Source organism: Cohnella boryungensis (assembly GCF_042651945.1).
GTDB classification, from domain to species: domain Bacteria; phylum Bacillota; class Bacilli; order Paenibacillales; family Paenibacillaceae; genus Cohnella; species Cohnella boryungensis.
In genome coordinates this window covers 31,626-58,582 of record NZ_JBHSED010000005.1, presented here as the reverse complement: position 1 = coordinate 58,582, position 26,957 = coordinate 31,626, and the positions used below count along the sequence as shown (strand labels likewise).

The window sequence follows — 26,957 nt, the reverse complement described above, 5'->3', positions numbered from 1 at the left end:
AGATCAAGTCAGCGGTAGATCGTCTTCTCCGAGCTCGGGATTTCCTCGATGCTTTCCTCTTCGCCCGTCTCCGCGTTCATGAAGATCCGGTAACGATGATCGTTGATCTTCCCCGTAAATTCATGGCACAGCGTCGGCTGACGCAGGTCGTTCTCGATAACGGCCAAGGCATGGTTTTCTACCCGAAAGTCGGGATTCAGGCCCTTTCTTGCTTGCTCCATCGTAAGCTTGGCCTTGCCTGGAGTAAGCAGCTTCTTCGCGAATACATGGTCGCTGGCCTGCAATCCGACGATTTCTCCGTTGTCCAGTGCCACGCGGACCGTAACCTTGTCGGCGAAGATTCTTACATTGTCAGCCGTCCGGGCAAAGGTGAACACCGCCACATGATCATATTCGTCATAAGTAATCGGCGTCATGCTCTTGTAATCGTGGCGCAGCAGAAATTGCGAGCCTTTGTTGCGGGCCGTATCAAAGTTGATCTTACGCGTTTTCACTTCGCGGGAGTTCATGAACCAGAGCAAATGCCCTCCCTTGCGGGTATAGTCCATCTGGATCGACGAGCCGTCTTTGTCCTTGCCCTTGACGGACACGGAGTAGACGGGGAGATCCGTCTTGCTGCCGTCCTCCCTCACCGCGATCTCGCCCATCGCGGCATGGTGACCCAAAAATTTCGCCGCCAGCGCCTTGATCTCCTCGGCCGTCATCGTCTTGCCGTCCAGTCCCGCATCGCTCAGCTTACGGTCGGAGGACATGGCCGATGGCCCCCAATCCGCCTCGGGGTAGGCGCCCATCTGCTTGTCCATCGCCTTGAAACCGTCGATGATCGTATTGTCGTTCGGCCCGTTTTCGCTGGCTATCGCGACTTCCACGTCCATCCACCGAAGCCGGTCCTTGATGACTGAATCCTGGACCTTGCCCAGTTCATTATTGACGGATTCCGCAGTCTTATAGAGCGTCTTCATCGTCTTCATCTCTTCTGGCGTAAGCGGCTGCTTCGACAGATCCCTCACCGCAGTGCGGTAGGCGAAGCTCGATATTCTGGATAGAAATTGCTCCGCCTTGTTGAAGGGAAGCAGCGCAAGAGGCAGCTGGTTGATTTCATTTTGCGCCTGGCTGGTCAGCCTCCACACATTCACCAAACCTTTGCGCTGCATCCCCTGGGAGGCGGAGGATACTGCCAGCGTCTGCCCCAGTTGGTCGTGCAAGCGTCCCATATGATGGCTCAGATCGTGAAAGGCACGCTGATATTGATTCTCCGCCTTGATCAGCACGGAGTTCTTCTCCTGGTGCTCCTGATAGCCCCAGACGATGGCTCCGACGAACAGAAGCGTCGCAATCGGGAACATAATTGAACTTAAACGCGCATACATGGAGAGTCCGACCCCTTTCATTCCCAATGTGATGCCGTTATTGTGGGAAGAAGTGGGCTACATTATGCGCGGGTCGTTCTAATGAACGGACTCGAAACAAAAAAGGAAGCGCTCCGTTAGACGAGCGCTTCCTCAACAATCTCGAAATCCTCCGCATTGCTGCAAAGGCACATCTTGAATCCCGTATCAATTCGGCCCTGGTCTTTGCGGCCGCGCAAGACGAATTTCTCATGACATCGATTGCATCTGATCGTCACCTTTAGACGCTGCGACAACGTTATTCGCTCCTCCTCCTGCCGGATGTTTCCACACCCAGTATGGACGGAACGCTCAGGATTTAATCTCTTCCTCCCGCTTCAGGAAGCGGAACGGAGAAACCGCATTCGCTCTGTTCACCATCCGCATCCCCCTGAACCACAGGATGAACATAAACGGAACGGCCAGCCAGATCCAGGAAGAAGGGACGGTCAACAGCATAAAGTCGTATACCCCGTGCCAGACGATCGGAAACAGCAAGGCAAGCCACAAATAATTGCGGACGTTTTTGCCGACGGAAAATTTGGCCTTGCCCAGATAATATCCCATGAATACGCCGAAGAGAGCATGTCCCGAGACCGGAAGCAGCGCGCGCATGAAAAGCGTGCCGATCGTGGAAGGCTGCAGGAAGGCGTATAGGACGTTCTCCAACGTAGCGAAGCCAAGCGAGACGGCAACCGCATAGACGATCCCGTCGTAGGGCTCGTCGAATTCGGTGTGGTTATAAATGATATGATACAGCACGAACCATTTGAAAAATTCCTCGACTCCGGCGGAGATGATGAAAGAGTAGGTCAACGGCGATTCGCCCCACCAGAGAACAAGACTCCGCTGGACGATCATAATCGGAAGAACGATCAGAACACCGGTCATGAACATTTTCAGCACGACCGAGACCGGTTCGGTGTCATAGCGGTCTTTCCAATAGAAATAAGCCAATAACGCAATCCCCGGCACGATCGAAGCCGCTAAGATCGACACGATCAGCATTCCTTCGTCCCTCCCTTCACTCTCTCATTATAACAGCAAAAAGAGACGCGTAAAAAAAGAACTTTTCGTGAAATATGGTTTTTTTGAACATCCGCCGCTTCACGAATCGAGTAGGAGGTTGCCCATAGGTGAGTAGCCGACCTCTCACACCCTCGTAACTTACCGTTCGGTATACGGCGGTTCAACCCGCTTAAGCGCATCGTATTGGGCAGAGAAGTCATAATACCGTGCCTGTGCGAGCTTTTCGTTTGTAACAGAGCGTTGCAGTATCGCACTACCGGCATCCGCCAATATCCAAGCCTTTTGTTTCCCCATGGGTAAGCCTGCCACTCCGGCACTCCCAGCTTGCGCAAGTTTTGCACCATCGTTCTCGGCTTCTTCCACTGCTTCCAGATGTATATTCTCATCCGTCTTCGCAACCATTCATTCCAATTATGCAAGATTCCCTTCATGTCCGCTACGTAAGTAGCGCCTTCCCGGATGCTGTGCAAAAACTCGTCTCTGTTTTCCCGCAGCCACGGTAGCGCTGCCTAGACGGTCGTCTCGTCGATTTCGGGCGATCCGTGGTTGGCTTGACCTGCTTGTACGCTCGGTTCAGATTGTCTCTGTTCAGTATGCGTTCCATCAGGTCGTTTGCACCGTCTTTTTCTCTTCCTCCCCGAGCTTCGATGCTCCGCGCTCCCGCAACCTTATGTAAAAGTGAACTAGTGCGCGAGAAAATGGGGAGAGTGAGCGGACATTAGTTATGTAAAAGTGAACTAACGCGCGAGAGTGAGGGCCGTGAGCGGGCATTTGTTATGTAAAAGCGAACTAATGCCCGAGAGTGAGGGCCGTGAGCGGGCATTTGTTATGTAAAAGCGAACTAATGCCCGAAAGTGAGGGCCGTGAGCGGGCATTTGTTATGTAAAAGCGAACTAACGCGCGGAGTGAGGGGCGTGAGCGGGCATTAGTTGTGTAAAAGCGAACTAATGCCCAAGAGTGAGGGGCGTGAGCGGCATTTGTTTCTTTTTTTCCTACTCTACGTCCGCGAGACCTCCCTCGGGTAAGAGCGATAAGTTTCCCCTCATCCATCTGCCACATCTACATGATGAGATTCGGGCAGTATTGGACTTTGCGTTGGTGTTCAAGCTCGTCCGTCTCACCATGCCTTCTATGTGATTATCTGTTCGTCAGACCGAGGGTTTGCCTCGGCTTCCTTCAGGTTCGGCGTCATGGCCGACACCCTTGCCTTCAGCTAACAGTCCCTGCTGCCAAGCCTGTAATGGTGAACTTTCGCCACCTAGCTATTGACCATGCCGGGCGCACACAACACAACAAAGCCCCGATTCATTCGGGGCTTTGTTGTGTACCTATTCGGCAATTGCCATCAATTCGCGAAATGCTCTGCCAGTACCTTTACCGCGTCGGCGTCTATAATGACCTTACCGTACTCTTCCAGTACGGCCGGCGTAATTGATGTGGCTTCGCCGTATTCCGCCAGAACGGCGATAAGCGCATGATAACCTGAGCTCTCCAGACCGGCGGGATCAAAGCACAGTACCCACTGGTTCTGGTAGCGGTACAATCTGCCCTCGCCCGTCAAGCGTCCGTTCAGCGTCTTGGCCGCGCCGATCGCGTCCTCGATATCCCTGAAGCGATATATGATGGCTTCGCTTTGTTCAAGCGTCACTTCCAATTCGTAGACTTCTTCCTCGTCCTCGGCGGGGGATTCCGCATCTCTCTCCAGCTTGCCCCGGGTCACGATTACGACCATCCCTTGCGCCGGCATAGCGAATACTTCGACGGCAAGCGGTCCGGAAGCGTCGAACCCCAATTCGTTATAAGCCTGATCCATCATCTCGCTGAACAGCTCATGAACCTTGGGAATTTCGCGCCACATATCTTCCTTCTGGATCCCGCGCTCCGTCAAATCATCGAACGTGAGGAAAATCCGAATTTTGTCTTGGCTAAGCCGCTCCATCCTCATGACAGGATCCTCCTTCTGCCGGTGATAACAGCTTATGATTAAGCATATAATGCGTGAATGAAACTTTCTTGAGAACATGTTATCACTTCTCCCGCCGAAATGCACTAGGGAAAACCCTCGAATTGCAAAAAAACGGCACCGTTCCCCGCTCGGGGTGAACGATGCCGCCTCGCTTCGACAGCTGCCCGGCTAGTTGTGGCGGTGTCCGTTCTGCTCCAGAATCTCATCGACTTCCTTGCCGACCTCCGGATCCTGAGTGATCAGCTTTTTGACCTGGTCAAGTCCCCCGTCATGGGACGCGGAATGCTCCGACCGCTTCTCGCCGATTCGTCGAAATCCGTCTGCAAAGCCCGATTTCATCGCTTTTTCGATGGCTTCGTCCTTGAAGCCGCCCATGCGCCCTTTGACGTTCTGTCCGATGGACGAGGCCATCGTCATGAACCGTTGATTGCGCCGCATCATCATGACGACGGCCGCTCCAGCCAAACCGCCCAGTACGAATGTCCCGATTCTCAATTTTGCCACCTCCTTACCCTTTATATTTTGACCGCCGCCGCTCAGGACATGCCCCATCAAAATAAGGAAGCGTCGAAAGTGGTTTCCTGAGGTAAGTATGATACAATCAAGCAATCGCAACGAAATAACGGAGGGAATTCCATCATGAATCGTCGATTGATCGCATTAGGTTCAACTCTTCTTCTCGCCGGAGGCCTCGTATCCGCTTGCAGCAGCGGCGCAGAGCCCGAAGCCGGATCATCCCCGTCGGTTTCGCCAACGACATCGGCTACAGCCTCCGCTTCGCCGAGCGCGTCATCCCCTTCGGCTCCCGCGTCGCCGTCGGCAAGCCCGGAAGCCTCCGCGACCGAATCGAACGTCCCTTCGGAGCCGGTGGAAGTCAAGAAAGCTTATCGAATGAACAAAAACTACTTTATCGTCCCGATCGACAAGGAAACGACCGATAACAAGGTCGTGCTGCTGACCTTCGACGACGGCCCGAAAGCCCCGGAAACGCTCGATCCTCTTCTTGATACGCTTGACAAGCATAAGGCCAAGGCGATTTTCTTCGTCAACGGCTATCGGGTCAAGGCCAATCCGGACCTGCTGAAGCAAATCGCGGACCGCGGTCAAGTCATCGGCAATCATTCGTGGGACCATATCGAGCTGAAGAAAGAAAAGGAGCCGAAAATTCGCGAACAGCTCGAAAGCGTTCAAGCTATCGTCAAGGAATTGACAGGAGAAGCCCCCGTTTTCTTCCGCCCGCCGCACGGTTCATCCAATGATGCCGTTCGCCAGGTGGCCAAGGACAACGGATTGCTGTTCATGACCTGGTCCAACGGTTCTCTGGATTGGGATATGAACAAGATTTCCGAAGACAAAAGGCCGCAAGCCGTCATCGACAATGTCATGGAGCAGTTGCATCCCGGCAGCAATATCCTCATGCACGAGCTGCCCTGGACGGCCAAAACGCTGGACAATCTGCTGACCCGGCTGGAGGAAAAGGGATATTCCTTCGTCGATCCAGACGCCATCGATACCGAGCTGTAGAATCAAGTAAAAACGGCTTCGTCGTACTTGGAGTTCATGCTTGTCCGACCGTTCATAGAAAAGGGTTGTTCCTGGAGCCGAGCTCCGAGAACAACCCTTTTGATTATAATTTGATCGAATATAGCACTTCTTTAGCCGTAGGCTTCCAGTCGTCCAATTTTTCCGTGACGCTGTTAAACGTCCCCATGAACATCTTGCCGTCGTAATCGGTGAAGTAAATGTAATTGTACACTTCCGCTCCGTCCGGCGTCTTGATCTTAAACTCGACAAAGCCGTACGTCTTCTTATTGACCTCCAGCTTGCCGCTGTCAATCCACTCGCTGGCCGCAGCCTTATACATGCTCTTCATCTGTTCGACAAGCGGCTCGATATCTTTCTCCGTAAGCGGATTATCCACTACATTGATCGCGACATTCACCGTACCCTCTGCATCGGTATATACAAACTCCGGAGGATTTCCCGCGGGATACTTTACCTGCTTCATCTCATCCGTCATCAGCTCGAAATCCTTCGGAACCGATACGGTAACCTTATCCGAATACAGCTTGACTTCCTTCAGCTCGTAGTTGCCCTTCGGCACCTGCGTCTCCTTCTCCGTCTTTCCACAAGCCGCAGCTACCAAAGCCAAACCTACCAATACTACCAATCCAATTCGTTTCAAGTCCCTGCACTCCCTATTCTCTAGATGTGTCTTTTACATGGATACTGGATTTTTTTCCAGCATCATGTAGGACACGATCTATATTACCGGAAAGGGTTGGGACAACCCACAGGGCAAAAGACCCTAATATCCTAAATTTTCCCTAAAGAATAATGGTTAATCCGACACTTGCTAGGGCAGCTTCTCCAGACGCTGTCCCCACCAGAGCAAGCCGATAACGAGCCCCGTGAACAGCACGACCAGCGTCAAATAGAACCAACGGGAAATTTGACTGCGTTTCACGGGATGAACCTCGGAGCGCGGCGGCATGCCCGTCTCCGGCACCCCCGCGCTGGCGGCCGCTTCGGCAATGGCCAGCTCCAATTCCTCTATAGTTAACTCTTCTTCTGCAGCCGCAGGCTCTCCGAACGCCGCTTTCTTGGCGCTCATAAGTCGGTCCCATGCTGATGGAGAGCCTTGCTGATCTTCGTTCATGCTTCTTCCCTCCGAAAGCGGATAATACAGCCCATTATAAAGTCCACCAGAAAATGCGCGACAATGGGAGCCAGCAAAGTACCCGTGTAATCCATAATGAAGCCCAGCCCATAGCTGATGGCGAACACCATTCCCGTCGGGATCCAGTGGCGCAAATAACGAACATGGATCGCCGCGAACAAGATGCTTGTCCAATAGGGACCGATGGCGAACTGAATCGCCCCGCGAAACAATATTTCTTCGCAGATGGCCACCACGAGCGAAATCACGGCAATATGCCATACGGGACGCATACGGAAAAGACGTTCGTTGACGCCCCCGTCATCCGTGGCCTCCTCGGGAACAAACCGGGAAATGCCAAGATCGAAGAGCAGGACCAGAAGCGCCAATCCCGCGCCCCACAGCACAAAATCGTAGGTTGAGGGCACTGCAAAAAAATTCAGTGGATTCCGACGCTGTAATAAAACCCACACAATTCCGATAATAAGGGTAAGTGCCTGAGTAAGATAAAGATTGGCAAGCAGCATCTTATCATTTAATTCATCGACCGATACCTGACGAATCTTAATGTTGCGAATGTCGAATTTTCTCATGTTCCCTCGGCAAATGAAAATTTTTGTATGTTCAAGCCCAACGTTTTTTTCTATACTAGGACTACTATAACCTAATGACAAATGTCCGCTACTTAAAAGGAGCAACCGATGGAAAAGCGTCTAAATCGATCTGATCTCATGTTCTCTCTGGCCTTTCTGCTTATGCTAGTCATCGCTATAGGCGCCTTCTTCTACGGAGTCAAGGTAGGCACGGATCGCACCGAAGCCAAATATGCCGAGGAACCGTCCAAGGCAGCGGCGGCGGATTCGCAACCGAACGCCTATCAGCAGCAGGATTTAGTTTCATTTTATCATACCGTATTTTTGTCGTATCGTGAATTTCAAAACGAATGGCTCGCCGCCCAGAACAAGTGGCTGTCCGATCCGACCTCGGATCGCTCCGCTGCGATGAAGGAGCTGGCCAAGACGGCCAAGCGTAAATACGACGCCATTAAAGGCGTATATGTTGCGCCAATCTCTCCGCAGCTCCAAAACTCGCAAACCGATTACCTGAAAAGCCTGAAGCTGTTTGAAGAAGGGCTCGGAGAGCTGGCGACGACCGCGAATGAAGGATCGCCACAATCGACTCTCGACAAGATTAACGCCAATAGCTTCTATAAGCAAGGCTTGGCCCATGCGCTTACAGCCCAGCAGGAATATTTCGCCTCCATGCTCAAGTGGGCGGAGACCGTAGACATGGACATTCAAGGCGACTTCGTCAGCCCGGACGTTCTGTCGATCTCCAAATGGAAAAGCTTGCCGTTGATCGTGAAAATCAAGCTTTCCTCCGACTTTATGTCTCAGCAGGCCAGCCTCAACGAATATTTGCCGCACGATCTTACGGCAAAGATCGACCAGTTCATTAATTCCGGTCAAGCGGATAAACGCAAGATCAAGAGCTTTAACGCGATTGCGGAGCTGCTGACGAGCACCGAAGCGGTGAATGAGGGCTATTTTGTCGACGTCAAAACGAGATTTTACGACAATCAACTGCTGCCGCAGCTGCCCTTTTTCTCGGCCGGCAAATAGTTTTTTAGCCCTTTAACGCTATAAAGCGTCAATTGTTGCATATTCGCCATTGCTTTTGTCTGTCCGATTGCTATAAAATAGGAAAGGCAATCGGAAATACGCTCGTGCGTACAGCGACATGAAATTTAAAGAAGTGACCTTGCGGAGTCACCCTCTACGCACCGTTAGTCCGCCCTATGCGGAGGATCGGCGGTGGAGGGTGTTTTCTATATTTCGAAGGAGGGTTTTATCATGTTTAAAGTTCTCGTATCGGACCCGATCAGCGATTTGGGCATCTCGCTTCTCGTTGAAGCATCCGACATCTCCATTGACAAAAAGACAGGCCTCAGCGAGGACGAGTTGGTCGCCATTATCGGCGAATACGATGCTCTGCTCGTACGGAGTCAGACACGCGTAACGGAAAGAATCATGAATGCCGGCAATCAGTTGAAGGTGATCGGGCGTGCGGGCGTAGGCGTGGACAACATTGATCTCGATGCGGCTACCAAACGCGGCATCATCGTCATCAACGCTCCTGACGGAAATACGATCACGACCTGCGAACACACATTCGCCATGATGATGGCGCTCGCGCGCCATATCCCGCAAGCCTATGCCAAGACCGTCGGCGGCGTATGGGATCGCAAATCGTTCGTTGGCGTTGAGCTGCGGAACAAGGTGCTCGGCGTGCTCGGCATGGGCCGCATCGGCAGCGAGGTTGCCGCGCGCGCCAAGGCGTTCGGCATGGACGTGCTCGGCTACGATCCCTTCCTGACCGAAGAGCGCGCCGAGAAGATGGGCGTTCGGAAAGCATCCGTCGAAGACATTATCGCGGAAGCGGACTTCATTACGGTGCATACGCCTCTGACGCCAGAAACCCGTCATATGATCGGCAAGGAGCAGTTTGCCGTGATCAAGAAAGGCGTGCGCATCGTCAACTGCGCTCGCGGCGGCATTATCGATGAGCTTGCGCTCGTGGAAGCGATCGATGCCGGTCAAGTCGCCGGCGCAGCCTTTGACGTCTTCGAAGAAGAGCCGCCTGCAGCCGATCATCCTTTCCTGACCCACCCGAAAATCATCGTGACTCCTCACCTCGGCGCTTCCACCGTTGAAGCCCAGGAGAACGTCGCGATTGACGTTTCCGAGCAATTGCTGCATATTTTACGGAACGAGCCCTTCAAGAATGCCGTCAACATGCCTCCTGTCGCGGCTGACGTGCTTAACAAGCTGGAGCCCTACTTCCAGCTCGGCAAGAAGCTCGGCAGCTTCGCGGCGCAAATTGCCGAAGGCCCCGTCATGGAAATCGGCGTCACATACGCTGGCGATCTGGCCGACGTAGACACTCAGCCTTTGACGCGCAGAGTTGTGGAAGGCGTACTGGCCCACCACCTCGGCTCCGATCAGGTCAATGTCGTAAACGCGATGCATCTGGCCAAAAACCGCGGCGTGAACATCGTCGTAACGAAGTCTCAGGCAACGAAGGGCTTCACCAACCAGATCAGCGTACAGCTCCGCACGGACAAGGAAGAGCGTCTCGTTGCCGGCACGTTGCTGAACGGCTTCGGACCTCGCATCACTCAAGTCGACAAGTTCCCTGTCGACGTAGAGCCGCAAGGGCACATTCTGCTGATCTCGCACCACGACAAGCCGGGGATTATCGGTCGCGTGGGCACGCTCCTCGGTACAAGCGAGATCAATATCGCGTCGATGCAGGTGGGCCGGAAAATCGTCGGCGGCGCCGCGATTATGGTGCTGGGCGTAGACAAAGCCGTAACGAAGCAGGTGATCGGCGAGCTGACTGCCCTGCCTGATCTCAATAATGCCAAGGAAGTTCACTTGTACTAAGCGCATAACCCTCTCAGGGCGCGCCACAAGGCGGCAGAACGGGATGTTTCCCGGTCTGCCGCCTTTTCTCGTTCTCAGAATCGAAGAAGTCCTGACAAAAAAAGCCCTCTGGCTTGGACGAGGTAGCTTCTCAGTAGCTTCTCATCCGCCTAGAGGGCTTAATATGTCATTAGCTTTTTAATTCATCGAAGCCTTTCGGCCGATTCGCCGAAACGGGAAGCTGAATCGTGAACGTTGTCCCCACGCCAAGCTCGCTAACGGCCGAGATCGTGCCCTCGTGGGCTACAATCAGATTTTTGACGATCGCAAGTCCGAGCCCCGTCCCGCCCGTCGTTCCTCTCTTGCGGGCTTTGTCCGCCTTGTAGAACCTTTCGAAGATATAGGGCAGATCCTCCGGCGGGATGCCTTGCCCTTCGTCTATAATCCGAATCTCGAGGACGTCGCCTTTGTCGCCGGCGACTCTGGAGGCTCGCAGAGCGATCGCTGCCCCCGAAGGCGTATGACGCAGCGCATTGTCGAGCAGGTTGGTCAGCACCTGCTCCAGCCGGTCCTCATCCCCCGCCTCCAGCGTCAAGGACGGATCGTGCTCGGATTTCGTAAGCGTAATCTGCCGCTCCTTCGCCAATGCCGCGAATTTACGGTACACTCTGGACAGAAGCGCATTCACATCCAAGGGCTGGAAAGTCATCTCCAAATATCCGGCTTCCATGCGCGCCAGATCCAGTAAATCCTTCACTAGCCGCCCCATGCGCAGAGACTCGTCATGAATGACCTGGACAAGTTCTCTCCGCTCTTCGGGAGTCGCCGCAATGTCGTCCATCAGCGCTTCGCTGTAGCCCTGCACCATCGAAAGCGGGGTTCTGATCTCATGTGAGACGTTCGCTACGAAATCCTTGCGCATCTTGTCTACGCGGAATTCTTCCGTAACGTCCCGAAGCACGGCCACCGCTCCCCGAACGGAATCCGTCGAAGCGAGCGGAGTCATGACGACCGACCAAACTCCACTCTTCACATGAATTTTGACGGTCAGCTCCTTGCCGCTGGAGACGACGTTACGGAAGGTTTCCCGCAGCGGTCCGGGAATGTGGGCATCCCGAGCGGGAACATCCTCCTCCGACCAGTCAACGGAATTCCAGTCCTCCAGAAGATGCTTGCCTTGCGGATTCGTCAAGATGACTTCTCCTTCGGCATCGAAGGAAATGACGGCGTCCGTCATGCTTCGCAGCACGCTGCTGAGATGATCTCGCTCATGCTGAATATCGCGAATCAGCGTATTCAGCTCGGAGGCCATCTGGTTGAAGGTGTTGGCCAGCTCCCCGATCTCGTCGGACGATCGGGTGGCGACCCGTGTCGAGTAGTCCCCCTGGGCGACCCGGTTGGCCGCATCCTTCATCTCTCGCAGAGGATTCGTGATCTTGGTGAGCAGGAAAAAGGCGAAAAACGTCGTAAGCAGAAAGCCGACAATGCCCGAGTATATAAACAGATGCTTGATCTTGACCGGATCGGCGAACGTCAAGTCGATGTATTCGAGCAGGAAAAAACCGACCGTCGTAATGACGACCCCGACCAGCCCCATAATCGTCAGCCACATCTTGCCGACGACAGATTTCCAGATGGCCATAGGCTATTTCGCCGCCTCTAGCTTATATCCGACTCCCCATACGGTCGTAATCATGGAGGCCGCTTCGCCGGATACGCGATTCAGCTTCTCCCGAAGCCGCTTGACGTGCGTATCCACTGTGCGCAGATCGCCGAAGAAATCGTAATTCCAAACGTCCTTGAGCAGCTCCTCCCGGGAAAACACCTTATCCGGGGTGCTGGCCAAATAATGCAGCAGCTCGTATTCCTTAGGCGTCAGATTGACCTCCTGGCCGTTGGCGGTAACCCGATGCGCATCATGCTCGATGATGAGGTACGGGAATACGATGTTGTTGCTTGTATTCATTTCCTTGGACAGGAAAGCCGTCGCCGAGGAACGTCTCAGGATCGCCTTGATGCGGAAGATTACCTCGCGCGGGCTGAACGGCTTCACCACATAGTCGTCCGCGCCGACCTCAAAGCCCTGTACGCGGTTAACCTCCTCGCCCTTCGCCGTCAGCATCAGCACAGGCGTCGCCTTCTGCTGGCGCAGACGCGTGCATACCTCGATGCCGTCAATGCCCGGCAGCATCAAATCAAGCACGATCAAATCAAAATCCTCATCCTGGGCTTTGCGCAAAGCGGTTTCTCCATCCTCCGCCTCTTCAATCTCATAGCCCTCTTTTTCGAGATACATTCTAAGCAAACGGCGAATTCTCTCTTCGTCGTCTACGACCAATATCCGATTGCCCGTGTTCATGCATAACGCCCCTCTCGGTTAATATCCTCTGCGCCGTTATTATTCTGCGCCCGCGTAGGAATGCAATCCGGCAATAATAAGATTAACCCCGACCAATGTAAACATCACGACGAGGAATCCGATTACCGCAAGCCAGGCCGATCGCGTGCCTTGCCAGCCTCGGGAGAGGCGAAGGTGCAGATAAGCGCTGTAGAACAGCCAGGTAATGAGCGCCCATACCTCTTTCGGGTCCCATCCCCAGAACCTCGACCAGGCGATCTCCGCCCAGATCATCGCGAAGATCAGCGCGCCAAGCGTGAAGATCGGGAAGCCGATCGCAATCGCACGATAGCTGATTTCCTCGAGATCATCCGGATCGATATCGGACAGATGAGGATGAATTGCAGCAGTAAGCTTCTTGCGTACAAGAAGGCGGAGTAAGCCATACAGTACCAAGCCCGCAATTACGGACCAGATGACGGTATTGAGCTTGCGCCCCGCGTTGACCCCGTTCATCCAGGCCGGCGCCTCGAACAGCGGCTCCTTCATTCCCAGGAACGCCTGGAACTTAACCGTCTCGCTATTGTAAGGAGCCACGATCGGCGGAAGGCTGTACTTCACTTCCTTCACCGAAGTATACTCCGTCCCGCTGTCGTCGATCGTCGTCTTCTCTTGCGAGAAGGAAGCTTCGTAGCCCGATCCGCGGAAGGCGAAGACGGCTACGAGAAAGCCTACCAGCACGATAATAACAAAGAGGGAAAACTCCGTCCAGAACTGCGAGCGCTTGGCCGCTTTGTCCGTGCCGTTGAAGTCCACAACGCGGATCAGCTGCACGAGCGCCGCCGCGAAGCCGATGGCGAAGAACGCTTCTCCCGCTGCGGCTGTCGTTACGTGAATCTTAAGCCAGACGTTGTTCAGCGCGGGAATCAGCGGCTGCACCTCGGAAGGAAAGACCGAGGCGTAGGCAACGATTATAATGACCAGCGGAAGCGCGAAAGCCCCCAGCAGCATATTGCGATAAATCAAATGAATGACAATAAAAGCCAGCATGATCGCCATGCCCAGGAAGGTCATGAACTCGTACATGTTGCTCGTCGGGATATGCCCTCCTCCATACCAGCGGGTAAAGAAGAAGGTTAAGTGCGCCAGCCAACCGGTGACCGCAAGACCAAACCCGATTTTGCCCCAGCGCCTCGTATGGTCTTCCGGCTTGCGATTGCTCCAGCGCTTGCCTCCTACGGCAATCGCGTAGGTGATGAACGAGGCGCAATATAAGTAAAAGGCAACCATAAATGCGTCACTGCTGAAATCAAGCCACCACTTCAACGTGCATTCCTCCTGTTATCGAGCGCTTTGGGATCGACCTCTATGCCGCTTGCTCCCAACGCTCCTGCGACATCTGCTCTTAATCCGTAGCTGTTCTTGTTCGTATGTCCGCCCAAAGACAGCTTGTCTCCGTCAATTCTGAGCCAGATCCGCCTATGCTGCCAATAGAAGCCCATCACGAGGCCGATCATGGATATGGCGGCGCCGACCCAAATATAAGGCATCGCTTTATCTACGCGAATGTTCAAATACGTCGTATACTCGGAATACTTGATATTGTTCATTTTACCATCGACAAGCGCGTTTTCCACCTTCAAGGCAAATCGTCCGGTGCTGTCGCCGCGCTGCTTGAAGCTCTCGTTCAAGATCTGCTCGTAATACTTGCTCGTCTCGTTCGGCAGCGGGAAGTAAATATACACCTCGCCCTGCTTCTGCACGTCGGGGCCTTCGATGCGGAACACGAATGCCGGGTTGTTCGGCTCCCTAGTCTTCGTCATCGGGCGCTTCTGCCCGTCGAGACTGAAATCCGGGTAGTAATCGTTCAGCTTAAGCGTATATTCGCCCAGCGCGTATGTTTCCTCCGGATGATCCATCAGCAGATCGAAGCTCCCGATCGTCTTCCCGGTTTCCGAATCGCTCAGCGTCGGGTGCACGGAAATCAGACGAACCCTCTCCTGAAAGCTGTTCTGATACAGCTTGAGCCCCTTGTATGACAATGCGCTGTTCACGCGGATGTCGTGGCTCTTCACCTCGGTCAAGACCGGCTCGGCAAGCGGTTCGTCGCAGGCATCCGTGCATTCGAACAGCCGCGCCTTCGTTTCGTACAGCTTAACGACCTTGGTCCCCTTCTGATTGGCCGCAAGCTCGTCGTCGGAGTAGTAATCCAGGGTGAACTTATCGTTCGTCACATAGTAGTTGGTTCCGGGAATTTGCCGCGTTTCGCCTTCGTACAGAGCCAGATACTGGTCCATGTGCCAGGCCGGCACGCTGCGTCCCAGCACCGCCAACAGAAAAATAATCAATCCGATATGGTTGATATACGGCCCCCAGCGGCTGAAGCGGTTTTTCTCGGCGAGCAAGGCTCCATCCTCTTGCCAGACCCGATAACGCTTACGTTTCATCGCCTTGCCGAACTTCTCCAGCCAGTCCTTCGCAGGCTCTGTCAGATCGGCGGAGTATATCACCTGCTGTCGATTGATGAATTGCAAATGCTTGCGGATCTGTTGCTTGGACAGCGCGCGATACAGCGGCAGCACCCGATCCAGACTGCAAACCACAAGCGAGGTCCCGATCATGACAAGCAGGGTGATGAACCACCACGACTCGAACGTCCGGGATAAGCCGAGCGCATGATAGACAATGCCGATCGTGCCGTACTTCTCCTTATAGAAGGCCGCGAACTCGGAGCGCTCGGTTAAGTTGATCAGTGTGCTTTCCTGCTGGAAGATAGTGCCCAGAGACGCGCCGATCAATGTGATTATGATCAAGTAAACGGCAATCTTGACAGAGGAAAAAAAGTTCCATATGCGATCAACAAGATGCGGGTTCGCCTTCTGCGATCTGCGCGCTACCCCGTCATATCTCATCTCCAGCAGGGCTTTCTCGTCCTTAAGCAGCGCCTCGTCAAGCGGCTTGCCGCAGGACTCGCAGAGAACCGTTCCGACGGGATTCTGATGACCGCACTCGCATTTGGTATTCTGAAACAACGCTTAGGCCCCCTTGATAGACTTTACGACTTCGCTTGCATAAGCCGATTCACGCGTTGGTCGATCTCTTCCTCGGTCAGCAAGCCGCCAATGACGACTTCCTGAATTTTCCCGCCAGGGGTAATGAAGAACGTCGTCGGATATTGTTTGAGCCCGTATTTCTTTTCCGTCTTTCTATCCTTGTCCATTAATATAGGAAAGTCTACGCCGATCTGGCGGATGAAGCTTTCGACCGTCAGCTTGTCCTCGCTAAGGTTGATTCCGATCAGTTCCAGCCCTTCGCCCTTCCACTTCTCGTATTGCTTCTGCAGCGCAGGCATCTCGTCGCGACACGGCGGACAGAAGGTGCCCCAGAAGTTGACGATCAGCGGCTTGCCCTCGTAGTCCTTCATATCGTGAACCCGGTTGTCCAGGTCGGCCAGACGAAAGCTCGGCGGCTTGTCTCCCTTCGTAAGCACGACGCTCTTCGTAAACAGCGAATTGCCGATCGCGTAACCTCCCACAAGGAGCACGACGGCTAGAATGAAGTATTGAATCGGTTTTCGATAACGCCCCATATTGATTATTCACACCACCTATACGGCAATAACTCCATTGTAACGGAACGTTTGTCCGTCAGCAATCGACCCCTTCAAGTATACGTTGATTTTGCCGAATTTTTAGCGATTTTGTTTGTCTAAATTGGTACAATGTCACGGCATGCGCGAGGACAAGCAAAAACGCTTTCGGCGTCCTCCGACAGCCGGGGAAACTTTGCGGAGACGACACAGCGAAGCAGAACGTGATACATATAAAGTCTGTATCGTGAACAAAGAAGCCGGAAAACGGGGCTGCCCGTTCGCCGGCTCTGACGTTCGCGTAAAAGCTTCGTCTATTCCTTGTCCTGCGCAGAGGGCAGCTTGATCCCCTCCGCCATCTCCCGCAGCTTCTCCAGCTCGTCCTTCGTAAGCTTGCGATGCTTGCCTCTCTGCAGGTTGTTCAGGAACAGCCCGCCGAAGGAAATGCGCTTAAGCCTCGTCACCGGATGATGAATGGCGTCAAACATCCGTCGCACCTGTCGGTTGCGGCCTTCGTGAATCGTAATCGCGATGGTCGCGAATTTGCCTTCCGGATCAATGTCGTGATATTCGACCTCCGCCGGGGCGGTTATCCCGTCCTCCAGCTTGATTCCCTTGGCCAGCTTTTCCAGAGCGCTGCCGTGAGGCACTCTCTCCACGGTCGCGTGATACGTTTTCGGGACGTGATGGCTTGGATGGGTCAGCTTGTGCGCCAGATCTCCGTCGTTGGTCAGAAGCAGCAAGCCCTCGGAGTCGTAGTCCAGCCGACCGACCGGGTAGAGCCTTTCCTTGACCTCCTTCAGGTAATCGGTGACTACGCTTCTCCCCTTCGGATCGGAGACGCTCGTAATGACGCCTTTCGGCTTATTGAACATCATATAAATCTTCGTTTCCTGCTTAATCGCTTTGCCGGATACCGTGATTACATCGACGGCGGGATCGGCCTTGATGCCAAGCTCGGTGACTACCTTTCCATTCACGGTAACCTTGCCGGCCGTAATTAAATCCTCGCATTTGCGTCTCGAAGCCACGCCGGCGTTCGCGAGAATCTTCTGCAATCGTTCCTCCACGCTTCGTTCACCTCAACCCCATCATACCAAGCCGAACAATAACCAGCAAGCGGCAACGGCGGCGAAAAAGCCCACCAGATCCGAAAGCAGCCCGACCTTCAGGGCATATCGGGCTTGGCGAATGCCAACCGCCCCGAAATAAACGGTCAGCACGTACAAGGTCGTATCGGTGCTGCCCTGAATGGTCGAGGCGATACGAGCGGCGAAGGAATCTGGTCCCTGCTCCTTGATTAAGTCGGTAACGAAGGCAAGCGATCCCGCCCCGGTGATCGGGCGAAGCAAGGCGAGCGGCAGCACATCCCCCGGAATGCCGATACTCTCCATGAAGGGCTTGATCCACCCGATCAGCGCATCCATCGCGCCCGAGGCTCTGAACATGCTGATGGCGGTCATCATGCCGACCAAATGAGGAATAATGCTGATCGCCGTGCCGAAGCCGTCCTTCGCCCCATCGACGAACGATTCATATACGGGCACCTTGCGGAACGAAGCGTATAAGGGAATAAAAGCGATAAGAACCGGGATTGTCCAGGTGGATACCAGTTGAATAAACGCAATCACCGCGTTCAGCCTCCTCCTGCGGACGCGGGAGGCTGGATGGGCTTAGCCGTTGTTCGGGCTCCTGCGTTCGGGATTGTTCGTGCGGGAGGCGTCTTGCTCCTGCCGCGGTACCATCTGTCGATGAGGATAGCCGCTCCGGTCGAGATCAGCGTCGCCAGCAAGGTGGGAGCGACGATATCCGCGGGATGGACGGAGCCGAAATTCATTCGAATGGCGATGATCGTCGTCGGAACGAGCGTAATGCTCGCCGTATTCAGCGCCAGCAGCGTACACATCGCCGGCGTGGCGACGGTAGGCTCGGGATTCAGCTTCTGCAGCTCTTGCATCGCCTTGATTCCCATCGGCGTTGCGGCATTGCCGAGTCCCAGCAGGTTGGCGCTCATGTTGGACAAGATATACCCCATGGCCGGGTGGTCTCGGGGCACGTCGGGAAACAGCTTCCGGACCAGCGGAGCCATCAGGACCGACAGCTTGCGCACCAGACCGGACTCCTCCGCGATTCTCATCAGTCCCATCCAGAATACGAGAATGCTGACCAGCCCGAAGCATACCGTAACGCCAGTCTGGGCGCCGCCGAAGGCCGCTTCCGCCACCTTCTCCATCTTGCCGTTCGCCGCGCCGAACAAGACGCTCACGACAATCATGCCCATCCATATCCAGTTCACCATCGGTTATGTCCCTCCTTGCAGCAGCAGCGCTCGGATAGCGGTCCGAATCGCATTCGCCATTGTCGCCGTTCGCGCGGATGTCCCGGAAGCCAACGTGCCGATCGACGGATTCGGCTCATTCGCCTGTCCAGGCTTCTCCCGGTTCGGGTCCGCTGCCAGCGGTACGGAACCGATCTTTCGGTCATGCAGAACGAAGCTCAACTGCCCCCGATAGCCTAGCTGATAGTGCACGGTTCCTTCCTTAAGGGGAATAAGTCGAACTTCAAGCTGCTCTCTTTCGCCCTTGGCGAAAGGATAGAAAAAGCTTCCCTTCGTCTCGTAAGGATAGCCTTTGACCGGATCGTCGGCCTTGACTACCTGCGCGAGCGGAAAGTTGGCGAAGCCATAGTCGAGCAGCCGGGCGTGATCGACCCAGTCGTTGCGGTCGTTCAGCGTCACGGCTACCAGCTGCTGACCGCTGCGAGTTGCCGAGCTGACAAGCGTCCGCAGCGCCTGCTTCGTATACCCCGTCTTCACGCCGTCCGCCCCATCGTACATCGTCAGCATTTTATTTTTGTTAACCCATTTATAATCCCATTCCTCATTCGCTTTCGGCGCCGACTTGACCTTCGTTGAAACAATCTCTTTGAAGTCCGGCTGTTGAAGAGCATATATGGCGAGCTTGGCCAGATCGTTCGCCGAGGAGTAATGGCCGGGCTCGTCCAGTCCGTGCGGATTCATGAAATGGCTGTGGGTCAGCCCGATTTCCTCCGCCTTGCGGTTCATTAAGAACGCGAAGCCCTCTGTAGAACCTCCGACATGCTCCGCGATCGCCACCGCCGCATCGTTGCCGGAGCGCAGCATAAGTCCGTACAAAGCATTGCGCAAGGTGATCTTCTCTCCGGCTTGCAAATACAACGAAGAGCCCTCCTTGCCTGCCGCCCGCGCGCTGACTTTAATCGTACTGTCCAGATTTCCATGTTCGATTGCAACGATTGCTGTCATAATCTTCGTCAAGCTGGCGATTTTCATCGGCTCGTCCCCGTGCTGGCTGAAAAGGATACGGCCTGAGGCGACATCGGCCAATGCGGCTGCCTTGGCTTGATTCGCCGGCGGAGCGGGCAGTTGAAAGTCCGCTTGCCCGATCCGATCGGACGTTGAAGGTGCCGCATTCGCGCCCGAGACAAAGATCAGCAGCGCAAGCAGCGCGATCGCTATGGTGCGGCTGTAACGATACGATTGGCTAATGGTGAACATACGTTCCTCCTCGGGCGGCGCCGCCTGGGCGGGATGAGCCCTTCGCGAAAGTCATGTCACCATTTTATGTGCGCATGTCCCAAAGTATGTAGCCCAGCTTGTTCGCCGATTGTGCCCAGGCCAAATGGACTCAACTAGAAAAGCCGACCTTCAGGCCGGCTTGGTGTGCATTTACATGAGATTATTAGACGAATTTTTGCCGACGGTCCGTATCGATTCCGACGCGTCTCCGCTTCGCTGAAATACACTCTTCAGCTTATCGACCCATTCAGGGGCAGCATCGATAAGCCGCTCCAGAATATGGGTCTGACTATCCAGCGGTACGACTTTGACTCCTTGCGTTCCGACGACCAGGAAAGCGATCGGCGTGATCGATACGCCTCCGCCGCTGCCTCCGCCGAACGGGAGCGCTACCGAAGCGTTCTTGGCGTCTTGCCCGTTGGCATGAGAGCCTGAGCCGCCCCCCGAGGTCTCCTCCGCCGAACTGAACTCGCTGCCGCCTGCCGCGAAGCCGAAGCCGACCTTGGAGATCGGCATAATCACGCTGCCGTCCGGCGTCTGAACGGGTTCTCCAACGATGGTGTTCACGTCCACCATATCCTTGATGTTCTCCATTGCCGTTTGCATCAAACCATTGATTGGATGTTGAGACATGTTCCCACTCCTTTTATTCGTCAATTACTGAAATTTAGTTTGCGCACAAGACGGACTTTTTATGATTTGGTTTCTCGGCCCGAGAAGAGGGTAATCATGAAAAAAACCAGTTGTTATCCACTGGTATCGGGCGTACATTCTGTGATTTATCCCCATTTTAAAATGAGTTGCCGCACATAATGCGCTAATCAAAACCAGGTCAATGCCACCTGTTCCTTCTGTACCATAGACAAGGTAAGCGATAGTGGCTGCCATAGAAAGGCCGAATAGAATAAAAGCTCCGATCCATACAAACCAACGCTAAAGGCGAGCACCTATAGCGTTGATTGTATGTTCAGGGGTTAAGCCCCGCATATGCGCTCATTTACAGATTCATCCGTCCAGCATCCGCACCGGTTCGCCGACGATTGAATTCGCCTCACCCTGCCGTCAGCCCGCCGTTTCGCCGGGCGGCGTCATCCAGCTGCGCCATGCGCGAATCGCGGAGCGGATTCGAATCGTGCTTGTTCCCAGCCTGGCCAACGCCCACAGTGCGGTGATGACGCGAATGTGAAAATCCGCTTCCCATACGACCGCAAACTCGGCTGCGGAATAGTTCGGCTTGACCTCCCCATGCGGTGAAGTGCGGAAGTTGACTATCCTGCTTGCCATTCCTGTCGCGCAGCCCGATACCGCCCATAGCAGACCGGCGATCATCGCCGTAGAGGCGGCATCTCCCGTCCCGATGCGAAAATCGAGCCGCCAGCGGGTGCATTCTACCTTTTTCAGCGTACGCCTCGCCCATAATCTGAATTTGCGCGTGGAAGCAAGCAAGGTGCGGTAAGCTCTCGAATATCGGGCAATCGTCCTTCTTCCAACTGCGCGTTCATTGCCCTGCGCCTTGTCCTGACCGCTCAATCCGCCTTGCCTTTTCTCCCGATAGACGACTTGCCATCCCCGAATCACAATGGAGGGCAGAATAATCTGATAGTGAAAAAGGCCGTTCAGCGCTTGAAAGAAAATCACGAGCTGATCCAATCGGCCGCTTCGGGAATACCGAATGCGAACGCTTAGGCGCGATCCTAAACCTAAGACTACGAGTACCGTAACGATCGCCAGCGCGATCCACAGCCAGAAGGCCATACTTCCCCCGCCTTTCCTAGGGGTAGTATGGCCTTCTGGTCCATCTTCATTCTTCTGGATATTCGTTCATTCGGAATCCAGCTCGCGATCCAGATCCTCCATGGAAAGCTGACGACCCTCAATGCGGTCGAACAGCATTTTCGTCCGTTCCTCGAGCTCGTCGTCGCCGTCCGCAACCGACGGTTCCGGCAGGCTCTGAATGCTGGCCAAGCCGAAATAATCCAGAAACGATTTCGTCGTTCCGTACAGGATCGGTCTGCCTACGGCATCCGATCGGCCTTTGTCCTCGATCAGGTCCTTGCTTACTAACCGATGAATCGCCCGATCCGCCTTTACTCCCCGAATCTCCTCGATCTCGATGCGGGTAATCGGCTGTCTGTAGGCAATAATGGCCAACGTCTCCAGTGAGGATTGCGAGAGAGACGAACGGGAAGGAGAGTAAGCCAGCTTCTCGAAATAAGGCGCATGTTCAATGACCGTCGTCAACCGGTATCCGCCCGCAACCTCGGCGACACGGATGCCCCGGTTTTTCTTGGACATTTCCTTCTGAAGATCCTTCAGCACGTCCTTGACGACCTCGATGTCCGTCTCGACCACCTCGGCGGCCGTCTTCGCGCTGATTCCCTCATCCCCGGATACGAACAGCAGGCCTTCAAGTACTGATTTCAATGTCGAGTAATTCATCGCTCTCTTCTCTCCCCGTCCACGACAACACGATTTCATCGAATAAAGCGGTCTGATGGCAGGAAATCCATCTGCGCTTCATCAGCTCCAGAACGGCCAGGAAGGTAACGACGATTTCTTCCCGGTCATCCGTCTCCCTAAGCAGCTGCGAGAACAACAGTCTTCCTTCGCCGCCGGATCGATGCTTTAGCGTATCAATAATGTCAAAAATCCGGTCCTTGACCGAGATTTCGTCCTTGCGAATCGAGGACACCCGCTGCCGGCCGGCCAGACGCCTCATCGCTTTCCGAAAGGCGTTAACCAGGTCGTCCACATGCAGCCCTTCCACCGGGTTCGTCTGAACCGCCTTCTCGAACGGGGAAAGATCCGCAGGCTCCCGCGTGTACACTTGGCTGCGATCCCATTCCTTCTCCCGCAATTGACCTGCGACCGATTTGAATTTGCGATATTCGATCAGCTTGCGGATCAATTCCTCGCGCGGATCCAGACCCTCGTCTTCGTCAACCGTCAGCCAAGGCTCATCGGTCACCGGCGGCTTGGGCAGCAGCTGCCTGCTTTTCATGGAAAGCAGCGTTGCCGCCATAACGAGAAACTCGCTGGTGATATCAAGCTCAAGCTCCTGCATGGCCGCCAGGTATTCCATATATTGATCGGTAATATCGCTGATTGAAATATCCTGAATATCGATCTCCGCTTTATCAATTAGATGCAGCAGCAAATCGAGCGGCCCTTCGAACGTTTCCAGCTTGTACAGCATTGCCACGCGAGTTTCTCCTCCTGCCTTCGTCCCTAATCCGAGTCACACGCTAGAAGCAAATTTTATCAGCCCGAGATCGCCCGCGTCAAATTCGCCATCTCGATCGCCGTGACGGCCGCCTCCCAGCCTTTGTTGCCGGCCTTCGTCCCTGCGCGCTCCACCGCTTGCTCGATGCTGTCCGTCGTAAGCACGCCGAAAATCGTCGGAACGCCCGTCTTCAGCGAGATGGCGGCTACACCCTTGGCTGCTTCGTTGCATACGTAATCGAAGTGCGGCGTAGAGCCGCGAATAACGGCGCCGAGGGTAATGACTGCATCGTACTTCCCGCTCTCTGCAAGCTTCTGGGCGATGAAGGGAATTTCGAATGCGCCCGGCACCCAGGCGGTTTCGATCTCGCTCTCTTCCGCTCCGTGGCGCTTAAGCGCGTCAAGCGCGCCTCCGAGCAGCTTGGACGTAATAAACTCGTTGAACCTTCCGACGACAATCGCGTATTTTAACCCCTTGGAAACTAAGTGACCCTCATATACGATAGACATATTTGTCATCCTCTCATTGTGTATGTGGCATTCATTCATTCATTCATTCAGGCAGTGCGCCAGTGCCTTTAAATATTGTAATCCGGGTCGCCCTTGAAGGAGAGCAGATGCCCCAGCTTCGCTTTCTTCGTATGCAGATAACCGGTATTGTCCTCGTTCTCCGCCATCTGAATCGGCACGCGCTCGACGACGTTCAGCCCGTAGCCTTCCAGTCCTTTGATCTTGCGCGGATTGTTCGTCAGCAAGCGGATATCGCGTATGCCGAGATCCTTCAGAATCTGCGCCCCGATTCCGTAGTCGCGCAAGTCGGGAGCAAACCCCAATTGAATATTCGCGTCCACGGTGTCCAATCCCTTCTCCTGAAGCTCATAGGCGCGCAATTTGTTGATCAAGCCGATTCCCCGGCCTTCCTGGCGCATATACAGCAGCACTCCGCTGCCCGCTTCGTCGATCTGCCTGAGCGCGGCTTCCAATTGCGGTCCGCAATCGCAGCGATGAGAATGGAAGACATCGCCCGTCAGGCACTCGGAATGCACGCGGACAAGCACCGGCGACGACCCGTCGATCTCGCCTTTAACGAAAGCGACATGCTCCTTATTGTCGACCTCGTTCGTGTATGCGACAGCCTGGAAAGTGCCGAAGTCGGTAGGCATACGGACCGCGACCTCCCGCTTGACGAGATTCTCCTTCTCGTTGCGGTAATGAATGAGGTCCTTAATGGTGATGAGCTTCAGCCCATGCTGCTTGGCGAATACCTGGAGGTCGGGCAGACGAGCCATCGAGCCGTCTTCCTTAATGACCTCGCAGATGACTGCCGCAGGAACGGATCCGGACATCTTCGCGAGATCGACCGCCGCTTCGGTATGTCCTGCGCGCCTAAGCACGCCGCCGTCCTTGGCGATCAGCGGGAAAATATGGCCCGGTCTGCGAAAATCTTCCGGCCTGGCTTCAGGATCGATCAACGCTTTGACGGAATACGCTCTTTCGTGAGCGGATATCCCCGTAGTCGTTGACACATGATCGATGGAGACGGTGAACGCCGTGCCGTGATAATCCGTATTGTGACTGACCATCGGCGGCAGGTCAAGCGCTTCCGCCCGCTCCTGGGTAATCGGAACGCACAGCAGCCCGCGCGCCTCCTTGATCATGAAGTTGATAACCTCCGGCGTCGTCTTATCGGCCAGCGCGATAAGATCCCCTTCATTCTCGCGGTCTTCGTCGTCTACGACGATGATGACCCGCCCTTTCTTTAATTCGTCGATTGCGTCCTCAATGCGATCGAAGTGATCTTCCTGATGCTCCATCTTTATCGCTCCCTTCAAATAAATCCATTGTCGCGCAGCATGGCCTCCGACAGTCCTCCGGCCTTCGCAACGGTCGGCCCCTGCTCCCGCAAGCTCAGCAGATGATCGATATACTTCCCGAGAATGTCGCATTCGATATTTAATGTAGCTCCGGGATGCTTGTGCTGCAGCACTGTCTCCCGCAAGGTGTGCGGGATGATCGAAACCGTGAACTGCCCGGCCTCCCGATCGACGGAAACGACGGTTAAGCTGATTCCATCCAGCGTGATCGAGCCTTGCGGCACAATATGCCTGAGCATCGCCGCATCATCGGGCTCGATCGAGAACACAACCGCATTAGCCTCCGTCGTCCTTCCCCGAATCGTCCCAGTGCCGTCTACGTGCCCTTGCACCATGTGGCCGCCGAATCTTCCGCCCGCCTGCATCGCCCGCTCCAGATTCAGCGGCGTTCCCGGCTTGTAAGCATGGAGATTCGTATGGCGATAGGTTTCCGGCATCACGTCGACAGAGAAACCTCCGCGATCATATTCGACTACGGTCAAACAGACGCCGTTGACGGCTATGCTGTCCCCAAGTTTGACATCCTCAAGCACCTTGGCGGCGGAAATGCCCAGAATCATCGCTTCCCCCCGCCGCTGAACGGAGCGCAAGACACCCATTTCCTCTATGAGTCCCGTGAACATGATCCTTCCTCCTTCCAACCCCCGGCTTATGTGTGCGCCTGCGCTCATGCAGACGCGCCTCCTTCCGGATATCCCGTAACGCACCAATCCTCGCCGAAGCGGTTGATCTCGATGCGGGATAATCTCAGCGCTGAGGACATGTCCTCATGTCCCTCGAAGGCAAATGCGGAGGGCGCGCCTTCGCCGCCGACGATAATCGGGGCATAGAACAGCATCGCCTTGTCCACAAGCCCTGCCTGCAGCATCGCGCCGTTAAGCACACCCCCGCCTTCCAGCAGCACCGAGCTGATTCCTCTCTGCCCCAGTGCGCGCATCGCTTCATGCAGATCGACCCGTTCGCCGCTGCCGCAGATCACAACCTCCGCTCCAAGCTCCCGAAGCCGTTCGGCCTGAGCCTTATCCGCACCTTGCGTTGTTAGAATGATCGCTGGCGCGGTTCCGCCCAGCACTCTGGACGTTAACGGAATTCTCAGCTTGGAGTCGACGATGATTTTGGCCGGTTGCAAGCCGGGAACGCTTAGCCGGGTCGACAGCTCCGGATCGTCGGCAAGCACCGTCGATATGCCCGCCATGATACCCGCGTGACGGTGTCTTAGCGTATGCACCGCCTCCCGCGAGGCTGCGCCGGTAATCCACCGGCTATGGCCCGTGCGCGTCGCGATCCGACCATCTAGTGACATGGCCGTCTTGAGCGTCACGAATGGAATGCCGGTACGAATAAATTTGTTGAAGGCCTCGTTCAGACTCGCGGCCTCGGCTTCCAGCACGCCGACCTTCACTTCGATTCCGGCCTCCTGGAGTCTCTCAATTCCCCGACCTCCCACGACCGGATTCGGATCCACTGCAGCGACTACGACTCGGGTTACACCGTCCCGGATCAGCCTTTCGCAGCACGGCGGCGTCTGGCCCTGATGGCTGCACGGCTCAAGCGTCACATACGCCGTGGCCCCCCGCGCCTGCTCGCCGGCCATGTTCAGGGCGTGAACCTCGGCATGGCCTTCGCCCCGTTTCAGATGCGCGCCCATCCCGACGATGCGCCCTTCCTTGACGAGAACGCAGCCCACGACCGGATTGATCCCAGTCTGGCCGGAAGCCCCTTCAGCCATACTCAAGGCCAGCCGCATGTAATAATCGTCGTTTAACAGCTCCATTCAGGTCCTCCATTCCGTAAAGCCATATAAAACGCAGAAAACCCCCAGGATAAAATCATCCCGGGGGCGTTAAATGCACAGCGATAAACAGGCCTTCAAGACAGGTCTAGAAAAGCCGGATATGCAGCAGCTTCCAG

General features: G+C 54.9%; 28 protein-coding genes. 3 read left to right on the top strand and 25 right to left on the bottom strand.

The genetic code is table 11. The annotated features are described in order from the left end of the window. Positions 1–8: 8 nt before the first annotated feature. From ypeB to ACFO1S_RS04745, 5 genes are all read right to left on the bottom strand, one after another. Complete coding sequence (gene ypeB, locus ACFO1S_RS04765; protein ID WP_204603371.1) at positions 9–1,370, bottom strand: germination protein YpeB; 1,362 nt, start codon at positions 1,368–1,370, stop codon at positions 9–11. 116 nt (positions 1,371–1,486) lie between these two features. Then, a complete protein-coding gene (locus ACFO1S_RS04760) occupies positions 1,487–1,645 on the bottom strand; it encodes a hypothetical protein (RefSeq protein WP_204603372.1) in 159 nt (52 codons plus the stop codon). 55 nt (positions 1,646–1,700) lie between these two features. Then, on the bottom strand, positions 1,701–2,396 hold the full coding sequence (prsW, locus tag ACFO1S_RS04755; RefSeq protein WP_204603373.1) for a glutamic-type intramembrane protease PrsW: 696 nt from the start codon (positions 2,394–2,396) through the stop codon (positions 1,701–1,703). 1,366 nt (positions 2,397–3,762) lie between these two features. Then, entirely contained in the window at positions 3,763–4,362 is a 600-nt protein-coding gene (locus ACFO1S_RS04750) for a genetic competence negative regulator (RefSeq protein WP_204603375.1), read from the bottom strand. Between the two features lie 189 nt (positions 4,363–4,551). After that, positions 4,552–4,878: a hypothetical protein gene (locus ACFO1S_RS04745; protein WP_204603376.1), complete on the bottom strand. Its 327-nt coding sequence runs from the start codon at positions 4,876–4,878 to the stop codon at positions 4,552–4,554. Between the two features lie 144 nt (positions 4,879–5,022). Here ACFO1S_RS04745 and ACFO1S_RS04740 point away from each other — a divergent pair, with 144 nt between their 5' ends. After that, on the top strand, positions 5,023–5,907 hold the full coding sequence (locus tag ACFO1S_RS04740) for a polysaccharide deacetylase family protein (protein WP_204603377.1): 885 nt from the start codon (positions 5,023–5,025) through the stop codon (positions 5,905–5,907). 103 nt (positions 5,908–6,010) lie between these two features. Here the strand turns inward: ACFO1S_RS04740 and ACFO1S_RS04735 are convergent, their stop codons facing one another. The 3 genes from ACFO1S_RS04735 to ACFO1S_RS04725 all read right to left on the bottom strand — a co-directional run bounded on the left by ACFO1S_RS04735 (position 6,011) and on the right by ACFO1S_RS04725 (position 7,635). Next, positions 6,011–6,568: a hypothetical protein gene (locus ACFO1S_RS04735; protein WP_204603378.1), complete on the bottom strand. Its 558-nt coding sequence runs from the start codon at positions 6,566–6,568 to the stop codon at positions 6,011–6,013. Between the two features lie 171 nt (positions 6,569–6,739). Next, positions 6,740–7,042, bottom strand: coding sequence for a hypothetical protein (locus ACFO1S_RS04730; RefSeq protein ID WP_204603379.1), 303 nt, complete (start codon positions 7,040–7,042; stop codon positions 6,740–6,742). Continuing rightward, on the bottom strand, positions 7,039–7,635 hold the full coding sequence (locus tag ACFO1S_RS04725; RefSeq protein ID WP_204603380.1) for a CPBP family intramembrane glutamic endopeptidase: 597 nt from the start codon (positions 7,633–7,635) through the stop codon (positions 7,039–7,041). The genes ACFO1S_RS04730 and ACFO1S_RS04725 overlap by 4 nt, the downstream gene beginning before the upstream one ends. Positions 7,636–7,743: 108 nt before the next feature. On the opposite strand from ACFO1S_RS04725, the gene ACFO1S_RS04720 reads away from it, so the two are divergent. Then, positions 7,744–8,664: a hypothetical protein gene (locus tag ACFO1S_RS04720; protein WP_204603381.1), complete on the top strand. Its 921-nt coding sequence runs from the start codon at positions 7,744–7,746 to the stop codon at positions 8,662–8,664. Between the two features lie 231 nt (positions 8,665–8,895). After that, positions 8,896–10,488, top strand: coding sequence for a phosphoglycerate dehydrogenase (gene serA / locus ACFO1S_RS04715; protein ID WP_204603382.1), 1,593 nt, complete (start codon positions 8,896–8,898; stop codon positions 10,486–10,488). Positions 10,489–10,657: 169 nt separating this feature from the next. On the opposite strand, the gene ACFO1S_RS04710 is transcribed toward serA, so the two are convergent. The 17 genes from ACFO1S_RS04710 to ribD all read right to left on the bottom strand — a co-directional run bounded on the left by ACFO1S_RS04710 (position 10,658) and on the right by ribD (position 26,820). Next, complete coding sequence (locus tag ACFO1S_RS04710) at positions 10,658–12,109, bottom strand: HAMP domain-containing sensor histidine kinase (protein WP_204603383.1); 1,452 nt, start codon at positions 12,107–12,109, stop codon at positions 10,658–10,660. A gap of 3 nt (positions 12,110–12,112) precedes the next feature. Continuing rightward, complete coding sequence (locus tag ACFO1S_RS04705) at positions 12,113–12,826, bottom strand: response regulator transcription factor (protein ID WP_204603384.1); 714 nt, start codon at positions 12,824–12,826, stop codon at positions 12,113–12,115. Between the two features lie 39 nt (positions 12,827–12,865). Beyond that, on the bottom strand, positions 12,866–14,095 hold the full coding sequence (gene ccsA, locus ACFO1S_RS04700; RefSeq protein ID WP_204603429.1) for a cytochrome c biogenesis protein CcsA: 1,230 nt from the start codon (positions 14,093–14,095) through the stop codon (positions 12,866–12,868). 32 nt (positions 14,096–14,127) lie between these two features. Beyond that, complete coding sequence (gene resB / locus ACFO1S_RS04695; protein ID WP_204603385.1) at positions 14,128–15,837, bottom strand: cytochrome c biogenesis protein ResB; 1,710 nt, start codon at positions 15,835–15,837, stop codon at positions 14,128–14,130. A 23-nt stretch (positions 15,838–15,860) separates the two neighbouring features. Then, positions 15,861–16,394, bottom strand: coding sequence for a redoxin domain-containing protein (locus ACFO1S_RS04690; RefSeq protein WP_204603386.1), 534 nt, complete (start codon positions 16,392–16,394; stop codon positions 15,861–15,863). A 314-nt stretch (positions 16,395–16,708) separates the two neighbouring features. Beyond that, positions 16,709–17,464, bottom strand: coding sequence for a pseudouridine synthase (locus tag ACFO1S_RS04685; protein ID WP_204603387.1), 756 nt, complete (start codon positions 17,462–17,464; stop codon positions 16,709–16,711). Positions 17,465–17,485: 21 nt separating this feature from the next. Next, a complete protein-coding gene (locus tag ACFO1S_RS04680) occupies positions 17,486–18,025 on the bottom strand; it encodes a spore maturation protein (RefSeq protein WP_378126338.1) in 540 nt (179 codons plus the stop codon). Between the two features lie 5 nt (positions 18,026–18,030). Continuing rightward, a complete protein-coding gene (locus tag ACFO1S_RS04675) occupies positions 18,031–18,693 on the bottom strand; it encodes a nucleoside recognition domain-containing protein (protein ID WP_204603388.1) in 663 nt (220 codons plus the stop codon). Positions 18,694–18,696: 3 nt separating this feature from the next. Next, on the bottom strand, positions 18,697–19,929 hold the full coding sequence (locus ACFO1S_RS04670; RefSeq protein WP_204603389.1) for a D-alanyl-D-alanine carboxypeptidase family protein: 1,233 nt from the start codon (positions 19,927–19,929) through the stop codon (positions 18,697–18,699). Positions 19,930–20,100: 171 nt separating this feature from the next. Next, complete coding sequence (gene ytfJ, locus ACFO1S_RS04665; protein WP_204603390.1) at positions 20,101–20,583, bottom strand: GerW family sporulation protein; 483 nt, start codon at positions 20,581–20,583, stop codon at positions 20,101–20,103. Between the two features lie 429 nt (positions 20,584–21,012). After that, positions 21,013–21,705: a DUF2953 domain-containing protein gene (locus ACFO1S_RS04660; RefSeq protein WP_204603391.1), complete on the bottom strand. Its 693-nt coding sequence runs from the start codon at positions 21,703–21,705 to the stop codon at positions 21,013–21,015. Between the two features lie 66 nt (positions 21,706–21,771). Then, positions 21,772–22,389 (bottom strand): SMC-Scp complex subunit ScpB, encoded by a 618-nt coding sequence (scpB, locus tag ACFO1S_RS04655; protein WP_204603392.1) that lies wholly within the window; start codon positions 22,387–22,389, stop codon positions 21,772–21,774. Further along, positions 22,358–23,146, bottom strand: a complete 789-nt coding sequence (locus ACFO1S_RS04650) for a segregation and condensation protein A (protein ID WP_204603431.1) — start codon at positions 23,144–23,146, stop codon at positions 22,358–22,360. The genes scpB and ACFO1S_RS04650 overlap by 32 nt, the downstream gene beginning before the upstream one ends. A 65-nt stretch (positions 23,147–23,211) precedes the next feature. Beyond that, positions 23,212–23,682: a 6,7-dimethyl-8-ribityllumazine synthase gene (ribH, locus tag ACFO1S_RS04645; RefSeq protein ID WP_204603393.1), complete on the bottom strand. Its 471-nt coding sequence runs from the start codon at positions 23,680–23,682 to the stop codon at positions 23,212–23,214. 68 nt (positions 23,683–23,750) lie between these two features. Further along, a complete protein-coding gene (locus ACFO1S_RS04640; RefSeq protein ID WP_204603394.1) occupies positions 23,751–24,986 on the bottom strand; it encodes a bifunctional 3,4-dihydroxy-2-butanone-4-phosphate synthase/GTP cyclohydrolase II in 1,236 nt (411 codons plus the stop codon). Positions 24,987–25,000: 14 nt separating this feature from the next. Continuing rightward, entirely contained in the window at positions 25,001–25,669 is a 669-nt protein-coding gene (ribE, locus tag ACFO1S_RS04635) for a riboflavin synthase (RefSeq protein ID WP_204603395.1), read from the bottom strand. Between the two features lie 44 nt (positions 25,670–25,713). Beyond that, positions 25,714–26,820, bottom strand: a complete 1,107-nt coding sequence (gene ribD / locus ACFO1S_RS04630) for a bifunctional diaminohydroxyphosphoribosylaminopyrimidine deaminase/5-amino-6-(5-phosphoribosylamino)uracil reductase RibD (protein WP_204603396.1) — start codon at positions 26,818–26,820, stop codon at positions 25,714–25,716. Positions 26,821–26,957 lie beyond the last annotated feature (137 nt).